Below are 16,666 nucleotides of genomic sequence, written 5' to 3'. Positions count from 1 at the left end.
AACCCGACCATGTCCAAGCATTTCTCCGACCTGATCCGCCGCACACCGAATTCAAGCACCCATCGATCTAATGGTGAGACCAGCGCATTGCCTGTCAGTGAAGCGAGTGCTTCATCAATGCTGAACCTCGACCGCCGGCAACTGCTGTCTCGAGGCCTCTACGGCGCGGGGGCTGGCTTGCTGGCCGCCAGCGGCCTGCTAGGCGCACCGGCCATCGTGATGGCCGAAGGCCGCCGCCCCAGCATGCCCGCCGGTGTCATGAGCGGCGATGTCACCGCCGACCGCGCCATGCTGTGGAGCCAGGCCGACCGCCCATCCCGCATGATGATCGAGCTGGCCGACAATCCGGAAATGCGCGATGCCCTCACTATGCGCGGTCCGACGGCCCTGCCCACCGATGACCTGACAGCACGCCTCGATCTGACAGGGCTTGGCCGGCCGCGCCAGCCAGCGCGGTGAAGTCTTCTATCGCGTGCGCTTTGCCGATCTTGATGACCACCGTGCGATAAGCGAGCCACTGGCCGGGCGACTGGTGCTGCCGCCCAGTGTCCAGCAACCTCGCGCCCTGCGCTTCGTGTGGTCCGGCGACACCGTCGGTCAGGGCTGGGGCATCAACCCGGACTTCGGCGGCCTAGTGCTTTACGACACCATGCGCCGGGTGCAGCCGGATTTCTTCCTCCATTCGGGGGACACCATCTATGCCGATGGCCCGCTGGAAGAGCGCGTCACCCAGCATGACGGCAGTATCTGGCGCAATATCGTCACCCCTGCCAAGGCCAAGGTCGCCGAGACCCTCGATGAGTACCGCGGTCAATATGCCTATAACCTGATGGACGACCACCTGCGCCGTTTCAATGCCGAGGTGCCGATGTTCGCTCAGTGGGACGATCACGAGACCACCAACAACTGGTATCCGGGCGAGATACTCGAGGATGCACGCTACACCGAGAAAAACGTCGATGTGCTGTCGGCCAATGCCCGCCAGGCCTTCCTCGAGTACATGCCGCTGCGCATCTCCCTCGCGGCGCCGGAGCGCATCCATCGCAAGTTCGGTTTCGGCCCCGGTCTCGAGATGTTCATGCTCGACATGCGCAGTTTTCGGGGTCCCAACTCTGCCAACCGTCAGTCGACGTCGGGGCCGCAGAGCGACTTCCTCGGCCATGACCAGCTACGTTGGCTCAAGCAGGCCCTCAAGGCCAGCACGGCCACCTGGAAGATCATCGCCGCCGACATGCCGTTGGGGTTGATGGTGCGCGACGGCGACAACTTCGAGAACGCCGCCAATGGCGACGGCCCGGTTCTGGGACGCGAGCAGGACATCGCCGCGCTACTCAAGTTCGTGCGTGATGAAGGCATCGACAACCTGGTGTGGCTGACCGCCGACGTGCACTACACCGCCGCGCACCACTACTCGCCGGAGCGCGCCACCTTCAAGGACTTCACGCCGTTCTGGGAATTTGTCAGCGGTCCGATCCACGCGGGCACCTATGGTCCGGGTGAGCTGGACAACACCTTCGGGCCCCGGCTCGAATTCGTGAAGGCTCCGCCGCAAGGGCGCGCCAACATGTCACCCAGTGAAGGCTTCCAGTTCTTCGGCCAGGTGGATCTCGACCCGGAGAGCGAGGCGCTTACCGTCACGCTCAAGGATATCCAAGGCGACGCGCTCTATTCCAAGGTGCTGAACCCGGCCTGATACCAACCGGGGGCGAGGCAGGTCAGGTCGGATCACGAGTCTCCTGCTAGGGTAAAAGGGCCTGCACCGAGAAAGGGAATCCGATCGTGCGACGACGCATCAATCTGATGGCTAGCCTGCTACTGACGACACTGCTGCCCCTGCCTTTGGCCATGGCCGCGGAAACGATCGCCGAACGCGTACCCGGCGACCCTCATGACTTTCGCCTCGAGCGTCTGGCCGAGGGTCTGGAGAGGCCCTGGTCGATGACCTTCCTGCCCGATGAGCGTATATTGGTCAGCGAGCGGCCGGGGCGGCTGGTGCTGATCGAACCCGACGGGAGCGTCACGCCTATCGACGGCGTACCACGGGTCGTTGCCCGCAATCAGGGCGGTCTTCTCGATCTGGCCCTGCATCCGGGCTTTGGCCAGAGGAGTGACGGCGAGCATGACTGGCTCTACTTCAGCTACGCCAAGGCCGGCCCCGAGGGCAGTGGTACCGCTATTGCCAGAGCCAGGCTCGACCTGGACGCGCCGGATGGTCCGCGGCTCAGCAAGGTGGAACCTATCTTCGAGCAAAATCGCTTCTCCGTGCTCAACCACCACTATAGTGGGCGGCTGGCCTGGCTCCCCGATGACACCCTGCTGCTGAGCATCGGCGACCGTGGTGACAGCGATCGGGCGCAGGACGGCGCCGATCACGCCGGCAGCGTGCTACGCCTGACGGCGACCGGTAAAGCCCCCTCCGACAACCCCTTCGTCGACGACCCGGACATGGCCGAGGCGCTCTACACCCTGGGCAATCGCAATATCCAGGGGATGACGGTAACGCAGGATGGTAGCGTCTGGTCGAGCGAGCACGGACCACGCACCGGAGACGAGATCAATCGCCTCGAGGCGGGGGTCAACTATGGCTGGCCGAAGGTAACGCTTGGCCGCGACTATGTGACCAACCAGCCGATCGGTCGCGATCATGCCCCGGGCATGCGGGATCCCGCCTATGTGTTCGAGGGGCGCTATGCACCATCGGGACTCGCCTGGGTCGACAGCTCACGCTTTCCGGGCTGGCAAGGGGATCTCCTGGCCGGGGGCCTGCGCAGTGAAACACTGACACGACTGACGATTGACAACGGTGACGTGTCCCACGCCGAGGTCCTGCTCGAAGGCGAGATCGGGCGCATCCGTGATGTCCGCCAGGGCCCGGACGGGCTGATTTACCTGCTCAATGATCAGCCCAATGGCGGGCTCTTTCGCCTGGTCCCCCTCAATCGCTGACGGCGTCATCTGGCGTTTAGACCTCCGCCGCGTGCAGCCCCTCGATCCCCCGTCGATACTCGCGCATTAAGGCGTAACCTTTGCCATCCATGTGCGGGGTAGGCCTTATGTCGGGCTGCAAGTCATTGCCATTGCGCTGGTATCCTTCTTTCAGACATCGCCAAGCGGCTCATCCAAGCGATCGAGGCTAGCCACGACGCCGCACGGGTTGTCGTATCGATATGCGGCCTCATCGACCGCAACTCACGATTCACCAAGGAAGCGCTCTCAATGGAACTGCTGGATTCTTCATCCCTGATCGGGATTGTCGGGCTGGTGGCGGCCCTGCTTGCCACCGGCGCCATCGCCGGGATCATGGCCGGGCTGCTCGGGGTCGGTGGGGGCATCGTCATCGTGCCGGTACTCTTCCATCTCTTCACCCTGCTCGGTGTCGACGAGGCGGTGCGCATGCATCTGGCCGTGGGCACTTCACTTGCCACCATCATCCCGACCTCGATCATGTCGGCCAGGGCACACCACAGGAAAGGCGGCCTGGACGCCAGCGTCATCAAGCGACTGGTCCCGGGCGTGTTGATCGGTGTGGGACTTGGCGGTATCGCCAGCGGTTACCTGAGCGGGGACGCGCTCAGCGGGATCTTCGCGACCATTGCCCTGCTGGTCGCCGCCAACATGATGCGCCGCCACACCCGCATCATTCGCGAGGGCCTGCCGGGGCGGTTGGGCAGCGGCCTGATCGGCGCGGTGATCGGTAGTATTTCCTCGCTGATGGGCATCGGCGGCGGCACCCTGAGCGTGCCGACCCTGAGCGCGCTGAACATCCCGATCCGCATTGCGGTGGGCACAGGGGCGGCCCTTGGCCTGGTGATCAGCATTCCCGGCACCCTGAGCTTCATGATCACGGGGCTTGGCATGCCCGACCGGCTGCCGGGTTCGATCGGCTTCGTCAACCTGCTGGGCTTCGCTGCCATCGTGCCGATGACCATGCTCTGTGCTCCGCTAGGCGTGCGGCTCGCTCACGCCATTGATCCGGCCCTGCTCAAGCGGCTGTTTGCCCTCTTCCTGCTCGCCACCGCGGTGCGCATGTACATCGAGCTGTTCTCCTGAGGCGTCCCATGCAACACACCCCCCGTGCTTATGGCGGCATGACCGTCGCCCCCCACCACCTGGCGGCCCAGGCCGGCCGTGACATCCTCGCCGAGGGCGGCAATGCCATCGAGGCGATGGTCGCCATGGCCTCGACCATCGCGGTGGCCTACCCGCACATGAATGGCATCGGCGGCGACGGCTTCTGGCTGATCCATGAACCCGGCAAGCCGCCGCTGGCCATCGATGCCAGCGGCCCGGCGGCCGGGCTGGCCAGCCGTTCGTTCTATGCCGAACACGGCTACGGCGCGCAGGATGGCATCCCCTCACGGGGGCCGCTCGCGGCACTGACCATGGCCGGTACGCTCGGCGGTTGGCAACTGGCCCTCGACCAGGCCGCCGCCTGGGGCCCTGCCCTGCCGCTGTCTCGCTTGCTCGAAGCAGCCATCGGCCATGGCCGCACCGGCGTGGCGGTGACCGACAGCCAGGCGGCACTCAGCGCCAAGCACCTGTCGGCGCTCAACGCCGCACCGGGTTTCGCCGAGACCTACCTCAACGCTGGTCAGGCGCCCGCCGTCGGCTCGCGGCTGCGACAGCCACGCCTCGCCGATACGCTCGAGCACCTGACCCACGCCGGGCTCGACGATGCTTACCGGGGGGAGCTTGCGGCGAGCATGGCCGCGGACCTAGAGGCACTCGGCAGCCCACTGCGACGTGATGATTTCACCCGCTACCATCCCCGGGCGGTCACGCCTCTGGAGGTGCGGCTCAAGGAGGCGCATGTGTTTAATCTGCCGCCACCCACCCAGGGGCTGGCCACGCTGATGACGCTGGGTGTCTTCGAGCGGCTGGGGGTAACAGAGGGGGAAGGCGTTGCGCACCTGCACGGCCTGGTGGAAGCCACCAAACGCGCCTTCATGGCCCGCGACTCAACCGTGACCGATCCCGGCCGGCTGCCACGCGATCCGCAGGGCTGGCTCACGCCGGAAGCACTCGAGCGGGAGGCCGCACAGATCGATTCACGCAGAGCCCTGCCCTGGCCCCATGAGCCCGCGGCAGGCGATACCATCTGGATGGCCGCCGCCGATGGAAAGGGGCGGATGGTCAGCTTCATTCAAAGCGTCTACTGGGAGTTCGGCAGCGGCGTGGTGCTGCCACAGAGTGGGGTGATGTGGCAGAACCGTGGCATCGGTTTCTCGCTGGACCCGCAGGCGCTGCAGGCCCTGGAGCCCTATCGCCAGCCGTTTCATACCCTGAACCCGTCACTTGCCCGCTTCGACGACGGTCGGGTGATGAGTTTCGGTACCATGGGAGGAGAAGGCCAACCGCAGACACAGGCGGCGATCTATAGCCGCTATGCCCACTTCGGCATGGACCTACAGCAAGCGATCAACGCCCCTCGCTGGCTGCTGGGCCGCACCTGGGGTGAGGAAAGTACCGGGCTCAAGCTCGAGAATCGCTTCCCGGCCCCACTAATGGAGGCCCTTGAAAACGCCGGCCACGAGATCACGCTACTCGATGAGGGGTTCAGCGACACCATGGGCCACGCTGGCGCCATCGTGCGTCATCCGGACGGCCTGTTGGAAGGTGCCCACGATCCCCGCAGCGACGGGGGTGCCGCCGCGGTTTAACCGCGTGCCTGTAGCGCTTGGGGCCAGCATGGGCCACAAGCGCTCACCATCTGAGGCGCTGACGACCAGCGCGTACCCTAGGCGCCTGCCAGGCAAGCGCCTAGACCTCTGTTCACACGTGCTTCTTATCACACGTGCTTCTTATCACAAGGCCCTCGCAGGCACCGTCACCGCCCGCTCAGGACGAGCGGGGCAGTGACAGCACGGGCACAAGGTGTGCCTCGATGGCGCGGCGCACCGAAGGCAGCATCACATCGGTCTTGGACATCAGCTCGGTGACCACCTCCTCGAGACCCGGCAAGCCAACCTCCAGGTACTTGCGCCGCGCCATCCGTGCGCAGGTCTCGGGGCAGGCGCCGTCCGGAATCGCGACCCCAAGGTCCACCAGCCTGTTGCGGAAATCGTCTCCATCGATCAGTTCGACGATCATCATGGTGACCTCCTCCTCTTGCCTCATGGCTGTTGCGTCAGGGCGTAGCCTAGGCGATATATCGACTCAAGTCGCCGCAACGGGCTCCTCGGCCGGCATTAATCGACAGGCCGCATACTTGAACTCCGGAATCTTGCCGAAGGGATCAAGCGCCGGGTTGGTCAAGATGTTGGCGGCCGCCTCGGCGTAGCAGAACGGCACGAACACCATACCCTCGGCCATGTGCGGATCGACCCGAACTCGCAGGGAGATCTCGCCACGCCGGGTGGTGATGGACAGCCACTCGCCAGGCGACAGCCCCAACCGGCGCAGCTCGCCCGGGGCGACACTGGCCACCGCTTCCGGTTCCAGATCGTCGAGTACCCGCGCCCGACGCGTCATCGAGCCGGTATGCCAGTGCTCGAGCTGACGGCCGGTGGTCAGCACCGTCGGGTAGTCACGATCAATCGGCTCATCCGGCGGCAGCGGCAGGGTCGGCGAGAACTTCGCCTTGCCCGAGGCGGTCGGGAAGACCTCGGAGAACACCACATCGTCTCCCGGCGCATCGTCCGCCGAACAGGGATAGGTCACCGAGCCCTCGCGCTCGAGGCGCTCCCAGGTGATGTGATCCAGCGATGGCATGCCCTGCTCCATCTCGGCGAAGACTTCGCGGGGATGGGTATAGTTCCAGGGCAGACCAAAGCGCTTGGCGATTTCCTGGATGATCCACCAGTCAGCCTTGGCGTCGCCAGGCAGCGGAAGGGCCTGACGCCCCAGCTGCACCTGACGGTTGGTGTTGGTCACGCTGCCGTCCTTCTCCGGCCAGGCCGAGGCCGGCAGGATCACGTCGGCGAACTGGGCGGTCTCGGTGACAAACAAATCCTGCACCACCAGGTGCTCAAGCTTGGCCAGCGCCGCTCGGGCATGATCCAGATCCGGGTCGGACATCGCCGGGTTCTCGCCCTGGATGTACATGCCCTTGATGGTGCCCTCTTTGATGGCATCCATGATCTCGACCACGGTGAGCCCCGGCTTTTCTTCAAGCTTGGTGTTCCACAGCTCCTCGAAGGCGGAGCGCACCTGGGCGTCACCCACCGGCTGATAATCGGGCAGCACCATCGGGATCATACCCGCGTCCGACGCGCCCTGGACGTTGTTCTGACCGCGCAGCGGATGCAGGCCGGTACCCGGGCGTCCGGTCTGACCACAGGCCAGCGCCAGCGAAATCAGGCAACGCGCGTTGTCGGTACCATGCACGTGCTGGGAAATGCCCATGCCCCAGAAGATCATCGCCCGCTCGGCATTGGCGTACTCCCGTGCCACGGCACGGATTTCCTCGGCGGACACGCCGCAGCTCTCGGCCATGGCTTCCGGCGTCAGGTCACGGACATGTTCCTTGAGCGCCTCGAAGCCTTCGGTGTGCTCACGGATATAGGACTCGTCGTACAGCTCCTCGGTGACAATCACGTTGAGCATGGCGTTGAACAAGGAGACATCGCTGCCCGGGGTGAAGCGCAGAGCCTGGTGGGCATAGGCACTCATCGCCTGTCCCTTGGGATCGAGGATGATGAACTTGGTGCCACGCTTGGCGGCCTGCTTGAAGAAGGTCGCCGCCACCGGGTGGTTCACCGCCGGGTTGCAACCGGTGAGGATCACCACATCGGCCTCGCTGGCCTGCATGAAGGAGGCCGTCACCGCGCCGGAACCGATGCATTCCATCAACGCCGCCACGGAGCTTGCGTGACACAGGCGCGTGCAGTGGTCGACGTGGTTGGAGCCGAAGCCCGTGCGCACCAGCTTCTGGAACAGCCAGGCCTCTTCGTTGGAGCATTTGGCGCTACCGAAGCCGGCCAGGGAGTCAGGGCCATGGGCGGACTTGAGATCCTTGAGGCCGCCGGCAGCGACGTCCAGCGCCTCATCCCAGCTGGCCTCGCGGAAGTGCGTGGTCGGGTCGGCCGGATCGAAATCGGGATCGACTCCCTTGGCGATGCCTGGCTTGCGGATCAGCGGGCGCGTCAGACGCGAGGGGTGACGCGGGTAGTCGAAGCCGAAGCGGCCCTTGACGCACAGCCGGTTCTGGTTGGAAGGCCCGTCGCGGCCCTCGACGAAGAGGATCTCCTCGTCCTTGATGTGATACGTGAGCTGGCAACCCACCCCGCAGTAAGGACAGACTGAATCGACCTTGCTGTCCGCGGCCTCGGAGTCGCCGCGTCCGGTCTCGTCGACCAGGGTAGCCGGCATCAGGGCGCCTGTCGGGCACGCCTGGACGCACTCGCCGCAGGCCACGCAGGTGCTATCGCCCATCGGGTCGTCGAAATCGAAGACGATCTTCGACGCCGAGCCGCGGTTCGCCAGGCCGATGACGTCATTGACCTGTACCTCGCGACAGGCGCGCACGCAGAGGTTGCACTCGATGCAGGCATCGAGATTGACGTTCATCGCGCTGTGGGTGGCGTCGTGGGTCAGCGAGCCTTCGCGGGGCTCTATATGATGCACGGTGGGCGCCTCGCGCTCCTCGCGCCGCGGCATCCACTCGCGCACCGCGGTGGCATCGACGGCCAGGGCATCGGCCATGTCCCAGAAGTGACTCGAGCGGTCCGGACTGTCCTCGCGGTCTGGCTGATCAACGACAAGCAGCTCCAACACGCCCTCACGAGCGATGCGGGCACGCTCGGAGCCGGCACTGTGGATCACCATGCCAGGACGGGCCTGGCGCAGGCAGCTGGCGGCCAGCGCCCGCTCGCCCTCGATCTCGACCATGCAGGCACGGCAGTTGCCGTCTGCCCGGTAGCCGGCGGAATCCTTGAAGCAGAGATGCGGAATCGTCTCGCCTGCGCGCTTGGCGACTTGCCAGATGCTCTCGCCAGCGTAGCCGTCAACCTCGTGGCCATCGAGCGTCAGGGTGAAGGTCTCGTTCGTCATGGTCTATCTCCCTACCCTTTAACGATCAGGTTCTGTGCGGCGAGGTCGTCGCGGAAGTCCTTGAGCAAGCCAAGTACCGGATTGGGTGCCGCCTGGCCGAGCCCGCAGATGGAGGCATCCACCATCACCGTGGAGAGCCGCGTCAAGGCCTCGGCGTCCCAGGTCTGGCGCTCGAGCAGCGTCAGCATCTTCTCGGTACCCACCCGGCAGGGGGTGCACTGACCACAGGACTCGTCGGCGAAGAAGGCCAGCAGGTTGGTGGCCACCGCCCGCAGATTGTCCTGATTCGAGATCACCATTACCGCCGCGGAGCCGATAAAGCAGCCTTCGGCCTGCAGGGTGTCGAAATCCAGCGGGATGTCGGCCTTGCTGGCCGGTAGGATACCGCCGGAAGCGCCACCGGGCAGGTAGCCGGCGAGCTGATGCCCGTCCTGCATGCCGCCGCAGTATTCCTCGATCAGTTCGGCGAGCGTGATGCCCGCCGGCGCCAGATGCACGCCGGGCTTTTTGACCCGACCGGACACCGAGAAGCTGCGCAGCCCCGTGCGACCATGGCGGCCATGGCCGGCAAACCAGTCAGCGCCGCGCTGGTGAATCAGCGGAATCCAGTAGACGGTCTCGACGTTGTTGACCAGCGTCGGGCGGTCGAAGAGGCCCCGCTGAGCGACGAAGGGTGGGCGGTGGCGCGGTTTACCCGGCTTGCCCTCCAGCGACTCGATCATCGCCGACTCCTCGCCACAGATGTAGGCGCCGGCACCGCGGCGCATCACCACATAGCCCGGCGTGACCAGGCCGGCGGCCTCGAGTTCGGCGATCGCCTCGTGCAGCACCTTGTGCAGGCCCGGATATTCGTCGCGCAGGTAGATGTAGAGCGCCTCGGCTTCCACCGCCCAGGCGCTGACCAGAGCCCCCTCGAGGAAGCGATGCGGGGCATGTTCCAGGTAGTAGCGGTCCTTGAAGGTACCGGGCTCGCCCTCGTCGGCGTTGATCGCGCAGTAGCGCGGTCCCGCTTCCTGGCGCACGAAGTACCACTTCTTGAAGGTCGGGAAGCCCGCACCGCCGAGCCCTCGCAGGTTGGCGCGTTCGAGCTCTTCCATTAGCGACTCGACTGTCACCGCGCCGGCCTGACACTGCTCGAGCAGCTCATAGCCGCCTTCACAGCGATAGTCCTCGAGCCGCTGCCAGTCGATCGTCTCGGGGTGGAAGTGCCCCGTGTCGATGACCGCTTCAACGGCTTCCTGGGTCGCGTAGTTGACGTGGCGATGGCCGACCTCGACCACCGGTGCCATCTCGCAGCGGCCCATGCAGGGAGCGCGCAGCACGCGTACCTCTTCCGGGTCGGCACCGTCCGTCAGGGCCTGCTTGAGGGCATCGGCGCCAGCCAGCTGGCAGGACAGCGAGTCACAGACCCGTACCGTCACCGCCGGCGGCGGCGTCTGATCGTCGTGGATGATATCGAAGTGGGCATAGAAGGTGGCGGTCTCGTAGACCTCCGCCATCGGGAGATTCATGTAGTCTGCGAGCGCACGCAGCATGGGCAGTGAGACGTAGCCCTGGGCATCCTGAATGCGATGCAGGTGCTCGAGTAACAAATCACGGCGGCGAAGCTCGGAATGCTCGCGCTCGTTGCCGAGTAGCTCGCGAAGCTCACTCAGGCAGTCGGCATCGAGCTCGCGGCCGCGGGGCGTGCCGCGAAAGCGGCGCTTGGGATTCACGGTCTGAACAGTCATGGCGGGCTCATTATTCTGATGGACGCGATCGGTGGTCACGGCGCTTTTCGTTATGTTGGCACCGGGCATGGGCGCCGACAATGGCGTCCTCGACGCGCATGGAGCGGGTAGCTACGTAGGGGTCGCTCTCGGCTAACTCATCAGACAATTCGCAATGCCGCTCTCGACACATGTCTTTCGGCATCATCGAGCTTGGCGATTTGTCGAGCCTGGCCAGGTCGAAGCCTTTCACCCTTACCTCCAGTCTAGCCTAGTCAACTCTCGCGCCACTGGGCAGTCGTGTCGTTGGCAGGCACTACCCGCCATCGCCCGCTATCGTGTCTTTTCACGATGACCGGTCCATCCGGCCGTGTCACCTCGTCAAGGCCGTTAACGTTTACCGTTTAGAACCAGGCTAGCAATTCACTGGGCAAATCCGCAGACTATCGACGCCACTCAGGCAAACAGATCGTGACCTAGAGGTACATCCGCTAACAAACTCCTCAAGGAGTCTCGACGATCTTCAACAGAGTGGCGCTTAGCGTGGATCTGACACACGCAGAACGCTTCGACCTGGCGGCGGATATCGCCAGGTGGTATCAGGCTGAGACGTGTCATATCCGCGTGACTACGCCTGGCGCATTGGCCAAGACCCCGAAGGAGTATGCGGTAGCATTCGAGGCCTTTGCCAATGAACAGGGACGGCTGCATGGGCAGGAAGTGAGCACCAAGGTCATCACCTCTCAGGCCCCTGTCGCCGACATGGATGCCGCCATCATTCAGGCCATTGATGACACCCTTTCATTTAACCAGCAGGAGATTTCCCAGTGGAAAAAAACTCCCCTAACGCCAGCAGTGACAAGGACACTCCTGTCTCTGACGGTGTACCCAAGCCAGAAGGCGCAGCGAACCTGATCGATACCGATTACGTGATCGGTCAGGATAACCTGACGACCCGCCGGTTCGGCCTCGATGTCGACCTGCATGGCAAGGTATTCAGTATCTCTGCATTGGTGGTGCTGTTCTTCGTGTTTATCACCCTGGCCCTGCAGGATCAGGTAGAACCGGTCTTCGATGCGGTCTTCTCGTTCCTGACCGGCAACCTGTCATGGTTCTTCCTGCTGGCGGCCAATATCTTCGTGATACTCGCCATCGCGCTGATTTTTACGCCCATGGGCAAGATCAGGATTGGTGGCGCCCACGCCACCCCCGATTTTAGCTACATGGGCTGGTTCGCCATGCTATTCGCCGCGGGCATGGGCATCGGCCTGATGTTCTACGGTGTGTCCGAGCCTCTTACCCATTTCGGTACCGCCATGAGCGGCACCACGATGGAGAACGGGGTCAGGACCGACTGGGCTCCTCTGGGTGCCGCTGCCGGCGACGCTGAGGCAGCGATATCACTGTCCATGGCCACCACTATCTTCCACTGGGGCCTGCACCCCTGGGGCATCTATGCGGTCGTGGCACTGGCACTGGCGCTGTTCTCCTTCAACAAGGGCCTGCCGCTGACCATGCGCTCGGTCTTCTACCCGATCCTGGGTGAGCGGATCTGGGGCTGGCCGGGGCATTTGATCGACATTCTGGCCGTGTTTGCGACCCTCTTTGGCCTGGCGACGTCGCTCGGTCTGGGTGCCTCGCAGGCATCTGCCGGTCTTGCCTACCTCTTCGACATTCCCAACAACGACGTCACCATGGTCCTGCTGATCGTGGGCATCACCGCCGTGGCACTGATGTCTGTGCTTGTGGGTGTCGAAAAGGGTGTACAGCGTCTTTCCCAGCTCAACATGGTGCTGGCCTTCCTGCTGCTGGCGTTCGTGATTGCCGTCGGCCCGACCCTTGCGATCGCGACCGGCTTCTTCGATAACCTGGGTGCCTACATGGTGAATCTGCCGGCGCTGTCTATGCCCTTCGGGCGTGAAGACGCCAACTTCAGCCAGGGCTGGACCGCCTTCTACTGGGCCTGGTGGATCTCCTGGTCTCCGTTCGTCGGCATGTTCATCGCTCGCGTCAGCCGTGGTCGTTCCGTTCGCGAGTTCCTGATCGCCGTGCTGCTGGTGCCATCACTGGTCTCGGTGCTGTGGATGACCGCCTTCGGTGGCACCGCCATCGATCAGCTCATCACCGACAACTTCCAGGGCGTCAAGGACGCGGCTCTCGAACTGCAGTTGTTCACGATGCTCGGCCAGCTACCACTGACTCAGATCACGTCCTTCGTCGGCATCGTGCTGGTGATGGTGTTCTTCGTCACTTCTTCGGACTCCGGTTCGCTGGTAATCGACTCCATTACCGCCGGCGGCAAGATCGATGCACCCAAGCCGCAGCGCATGTTCTGGGCCATCATCGAGGGGGCCATCGCCATTGCTCTGCTACTCGGCGGCGGCCTGGCAGCTCTCCAGACAGCGGTCATCACCACGGGCCTTCCGTTCACCTTGGTACTGCTGGTGGCTTGCTACGCCATCATCAAGGGGCTGCTCTCCGAGCCCAAGAGCGCCACAGAGGAACAGCGGGCTTGATGAGCGGATGGTGCTTGCGCAAAACGCCACAGGCGGCCTATTGGGCCGCCTGTGGTCGTTTTAGATCATATAACACGTCGGCTAATGCCAAGATGAAATGGCACCATCATGCAAAATAGCGTTGCGGGTTATAAAACAGCGTCGCGGCCTGGAGGTGAGCCACCTGCTTGGCCGGGCCCCTGCAGTCGCCGACTGTCTCGAAACTCTTGGGTGTACCTGATAGGGGCCCTGTAGCGTCGGCTTCTATCTGGTAAGGGCCAGCAGAAAATCGAGCGTTGAAGCGGAACTGGAAATTCGACGGGCAAATGCGCAGACTGTGAGGCACCAACGCTAAACCAAGGCAACATCAAGGAACTACAACCACTTACACCCCGCAGGAGGAACGAAGATGTTCAAGAAGATCATGGTTCCGGTGGATCTAGCCCACCTCGATGTTATTGAACCGGCGCTGAAGATCGTCGCTGACCAGGCGAAACACTACGAGGCGGAAGTCTGTTACGTCGGCATCACTGCCACCACCCCCGGCTCGGTGGCTCGCACGCCGGAAGAGTTCACCCAGAAGCTCGAAGCCTTCGCCCAGGAACGTGCCAAAGTCCACGGACGGCCTGTCAGCACCCATACCATCGTAAGTCCCGACCCTATCGCTGACCTCGACAACGATCTCATCGAGGCCATCGATAAGGTTGGGGCCGATCTCGTGATCATGCCGACTCACCCCCCCAAGCATGCGGATGTCATCATGCCCTCTCACGGTGGCAAGGTGGCAACACACACCAAGGCATCGGTATTCCTGGTACGCCCAGGGGCCGGCGAGTAGTAACCCACGTCTGAATACACAACAATCGATAACTGCAAGGGAGACGTCTAGTGGCTAAGCAACCCAACGACGGCAAACCCAAGGCGCCGGATGATACCGGCACCGAGGGAATTCCGGCGCCCGAGGGCGCGGCTAACCTGATCGATACGGATTACGTGATCGGACAGGACAACATCACCGCTTCCCCTCTGGGGATCAACGTGGACCTGCACGGCAAGGTCTTCCTCTTCTCCTCGCTGGTAATTCTGATATTCGTGATCGCGACGCTGGCCCTCCAGGACCAGATGGAACCGATCTTCAACAGCATGTTCAGCTTCCTGACGACCAACCTGAGCTGGGTCTTCATCCTGGGGGCCAACGTCTTCGTGGTGCTGGCGGTCGTATTGATCTTCACCCCACTGGCCAAGGTGCGCATCGGGGGGGCTAACGCTACGCCCGACTTCGGCTACCTGGGGTGGTTCGCGATGCTGTTCGCCGCAGGCATGGGCATCGGGCTGATGTTCTATGGCGTGTCGGAGCCGCTGACGCACTTCGGGACCGCCATGAGCGGCACCACAATGGAGAATGGCGTCAGGACCGACTGGGCGCCGTTGGGCGCCGCCGCGGGTGACCAGGCCGGCGCCATCGACCTGAGCATGGCAGCGACCATCTTCCACTGGGGCCTTCACCCCTGGGGCGCCTATGCGATCGTGGGCCTTTCTCTGGCGATCTTCGCCTACAACAAGGGCCTTCCGCTGACCATGCGCTCGATCTTCTACCCGATTCTGGGTGAGCGCATCTGGGGTTGGCCAGGCCATGTGATCGACATTCTGGCGGTCTTCGCCACCCTGTTCGGCCTGACCACCTCACTCGGTATCGGCGCCACCCAGGCGTCCGCGGGTCTGCACTATCTGTTCGGCGTCCCCGATAACAACACCACGCTGATCCTGCTGATCATGGGTATCACGGTAGTCGCCCTGGGCTCGATCATGCTGGGTGTGGACAAGGGCGTTCAGCGTCTCTCACAGCTCAACATGCTGCTGGCCTTGATGCTGCTAGTGTTCGTGATCGCTGTCGGGCCGACGCTAATGATCGCCATTGGCGTGTTCGATAATCTGCTGGGCTATGTGCAGAACCTGCCGGCGCTGTCGATGCCCTTCGGACGTGAAGATGCCAACTTCAGCCAGGGCTGGACCGCCTTTTACTGGGCTTGGTGGATTGCCTGGTCGCCGTTCGTCGGCATGTTCATCGCCCGCGTCAGCCGCGGCCGTACCGTGCGGGAATTCCTGATCTCCGTTCTGCTGGTACCGTCACTGGCCTCGGTCGTGTGGATGACCGCCTTCGGCACCACCGCCATCGATCAGGTGGTGAACCAAGGCATCACCACGGTGCAGGATGCTGCCCTGGAACTGCAGTTGTTCAACATGCTCGAGTACCTGCCGCTGACGCAGCTCACCTCCTTCATCGGTATCGTGCTGGTGATCGTGTTCTTCGTCACCTCATCCGACTCCGGCTCACTGGTGATCGATTCCATCACCGCCGGCGGCAAGGTCGACGCGCCCAAGCCGCAGCGCATCTTCTGGGCGCTGATCGAAGGGGCTCTCGCCATCGCCCTGCTACTCGGCGGCGGCCTGGCAGCCCTGCAGACAGCTGCCCTGACTACCGGTCTGCCGTTTACTATCGTGCTGCTGGTAGGCTGCTACGGGATCGTCAAGGGCTTGATGTCCGAGCCTCGAAGCAACTGAAGAAACGTCATCAGGCCAGGAGCCTGATGACCCCACGTAAAACGCCACGGGCGGCCCATTGGGCCGCCCGTGGTCGTTTATAGGCGCGTTCGGCTAAATCCAGGGATAAGGTCGATGACTAGGTGTGAAGGCGATGGCTATCCAGCGAGGACAAGGCAGACTGCTTTAGTGCCAGAGACGGTGCAACGGGGTCTTGGGATCAAAATGCGTCGCCAGTTGCGCCTGGAATAGCTCGGCAGTGGCCAGGGAATCGACCACCGCATGGTGACCCTGGTAGGGAGGCAGGCCATAGCGCATGCGGCTGTCGTGAAGACGAATAGACGCCGGCGGTCGACCCATCCAGCGCTTGAAGCGGGCCCAGAGCGACTGGCGATGCAGGCGTGCCTCAAGCGACATAGTATCGATCACCGGGAAGAGCACCCCCTCCCCCCGACGCGCCTTCACGGCCGCGTCCAGAAACGGGCGTTCGATGTGACGATAGTGCACCACCACCAGGCGGCCAGCCAGAGCCTCGAGTAACTCATCGAGAATCTCGTCAAGATCCGGTGCGTTGGCGATTTCGGAGTGCGTAATACGATGAAAAGTGACCGACTGTCTGTTCAGTGGACGCGGGGGTTTCACTATCCAGTAGCGCCGCTGGGGAAGATGGATACGCTGCTGGGTAAAGGGCACCAGGCCGATGCTGACGATAGCATGACGCCGCTCATCAAGACCCGTGGTTTCCATATCCAGCGCCACCAGCGGCACCTCACCGATCGGTGTATTCGGGTCGAGATCATAGGCAGCGTAGAAACGCTTCAACGCAGGATCACTGACCCGGTCAGCCTGAGCGGCCAGATATTCCGGCCAGGCGTTCGGGCTGACCTTGTGTTTACGAAATGGAAGCTTATACATGACTCTTCGCAGCAG

The 16,666-nt window shown here is 63.4% G+C and carries 13 protein-coding genes; 9 read left to right on the top strand and 4 right to left on the bottom strand.

Features of this window, described 5'->3' with window-relative positions; genetic code table 11:
- Positions 1-9 precede the first annotated feature (9 nt).
- The 5 genes from HF027_RS15630 to HF027_RS12080 all read left to right on the top strand — a co-directional run bounded on the left by HF027_RS15630 (position 10) and on the right by HF027_RS12080 (position 5,660).
- Positions 10-459, top strand: coding sequence for a PhoD-like phosphatase N-terminal domain-containing protein (locus HF027_RS15630; protein ID WP_245184779.1), 450 nt, complete (start codon positions 10-12; stop codon positions 457-459).
- A complete protein-coding gene (locus HF027_RS12095) occupies positions 431-1,693 on the top strand; it encodes an alkaline phosphatase D family protein (protein WP_245184778.1) in 1,263 nt (420 codons plus the stop codon). Before HF027_RS15630 ends, HF027_RS12095 begins: the two co-directional genes overlap by 29 nt.
- An 86-nt stretch (positions 1,694-1,779) precedes the next feature.
- Positions 1,780-2,946, top strand: coding sequence for a PQQ-dependent sugar dehydrogenase (locus HF027_RS12090; protein ID WP_245184777.1), 1,167 nt, complete (start codon positions 1,780-1,782; stop codon positions 2,944-2,946).
- A 270-nt stretch (positions 2,947-3,216) separates the two neighbouring features.
- Complete coding sequence (locus HF027_RS12085; protein ID WP_168016020.1) at positions 3,217-4,050, top strand: sulfite exporter TauE/SafE family protein; 834 nt, start codon at positions 3,217-3,219, stop codon at positions 4,048-4,050.
- Positions 4,051-4,058: 8 nt separating this feature from the next.
- Complete coding sequence (locus HF027_RS12080) at positions 4,059-5,660, top strand: gamma-glutamyltransferase family protein (RefSeq protein WP_168016018.1); 1,602 nt, start codon at positions 4,059-4,061, stop codon at positions 5,658-5,660.
- Between the two features lie 178 nt (positions 5,661-5,838).
- On the opposite strand, the gene HF027_RS12075 is transcribed toward HF027_RS12080, so the two are convergent.
- The 3 genes from HF027_RS12075 to HF027_RS12065 all read right to left on the bottom strand — a co-directional run bounded on the left by HF027_RS12075 (position 5,839) and on the right by HF027_RS12065 (position 10,721).
- Positions 5,839-6,093 (bottom strand): hypothetical protein, encoded by a 255-nt coding sequence (locus HF027_RS12075; RefSeq protein ID WP_168016016.1) that lies wholly within the window; start codon positions 6,091-6,093, stop codon positions 5,839-5,841.
- A gap of 63 nt (positions 6,094-6,156) precedes the next feature.
- Complete coding sequence (fdhF, locus tag HF027_RS12070) at positions 6,157-8,991, bottom strand: formate dehydrogenase subunit alpha (protein WP_168016014.1); 2,835 nt, start codon at positions 8,989-8,991, stop codon at positions 6,157-6,159.
- Positions 8,992-9,002: 11 nt separating this feature from the next.
- Complete coding sequence (locus HF027_RS12065) at positions 9,003-10,721, bottom strand: NAD(P)H-dependent oxidoreductase subunit E (protein ID WP_168016012.1); 1,719 nt, start codon at positions 10,719-10,721, stop codon at positions 9,003-9,005.
- 522 nt (positions 10,722-11,243) lie between these two features.
- On the opposite strand from HF027_RS12065, the gene HF027_RS12060 reads away from it, so the two are divergent.
- The 4 genes from HF027_RS12060 to HF027_RS12045 all read left to right on the top strand — a co-directional run bounded on the left by HF027_RS12060 (position 11,244) and on the right by HF027_RS12045 (position 15,757).
- Positions 11,244-11,615 (top strand): hypothetical protein, encoded by a 372-nt coding sequence (locus tag HF027_RS12060; RefSeq protein WP_168016010.1) that lies wholly within the window; start codon positions 11,244-11,246, stop codon positions 11,613-11,615.
- Complete coding sequence (locus HF027_RS12055) at positions 11,528-13,216, top strand: BCCT family transporter (RefSeq protein WP_168016008.1); 1,689 nt, start codon at positions 11,528-11,530, stop codon at positions 13,214-13,216. The genes HF027_RS12060 and HF027_RS12055 overlap by 88 nt, the downstream gene beginning before the upstream one ends.
- Positions 13,217-13,604: 388 nt before the next feature.
- Positions 13,605-14,033 carry a universal stress protein gene (locus HF027_RS12050; RefSeq protein WP_168016007.1) on the top strand — a complete coding sequence of 143 codons (429 nt, stop codon included), beginning with the start codon at positions 13,605-13,607 and terminating at the stop codon, positions 14,031-14,033.
- Between the two features lie 50 nt (positions 14,034-14,083).
- On the top strand, positions 14,084-15,757 hold the full coding sequence (locus tag HF027_RS12045; protein WP_168016005.1) for a BCCT family transporter: 1,674 nt from the start codon (positions 14,084-14,086) through the stop codon (positions 15,755-15,757).
- A gap of 165 nt (positions 15,758-15,922) precedes the next feature.
- Here HF027_RS12045 and HF027_RS12040 read toward each other — a convergent pair whose 3' ends face one another.
- The gene (locus HF027_RS12040; protein WP_168016003.1) at positions 15,923-16,651 is read right to left on the bottom strand and encodes a 3'-5' exonuclease; all 729 of its coding nucleotides are present in this window, start codon (positions 16,649-16,651) and stop codon (positions 15,923-15,925) included.
- Positions 16,652-16,666 lie beyond the last annotated feature (15 nt).

Origin of the sequence: Halomonas salinarum, from assembly GCF_012062845.1 — a bacterium.
GTDB lineage: Bacteria > Pseudomonadota > Gammaproteobacteria > Pseudomonadales > Halomonadaceae > Onishia > Onishia salinarum.
This window is presented reverse-complemented; position numbering and strand designations above follow the sequence as displayed.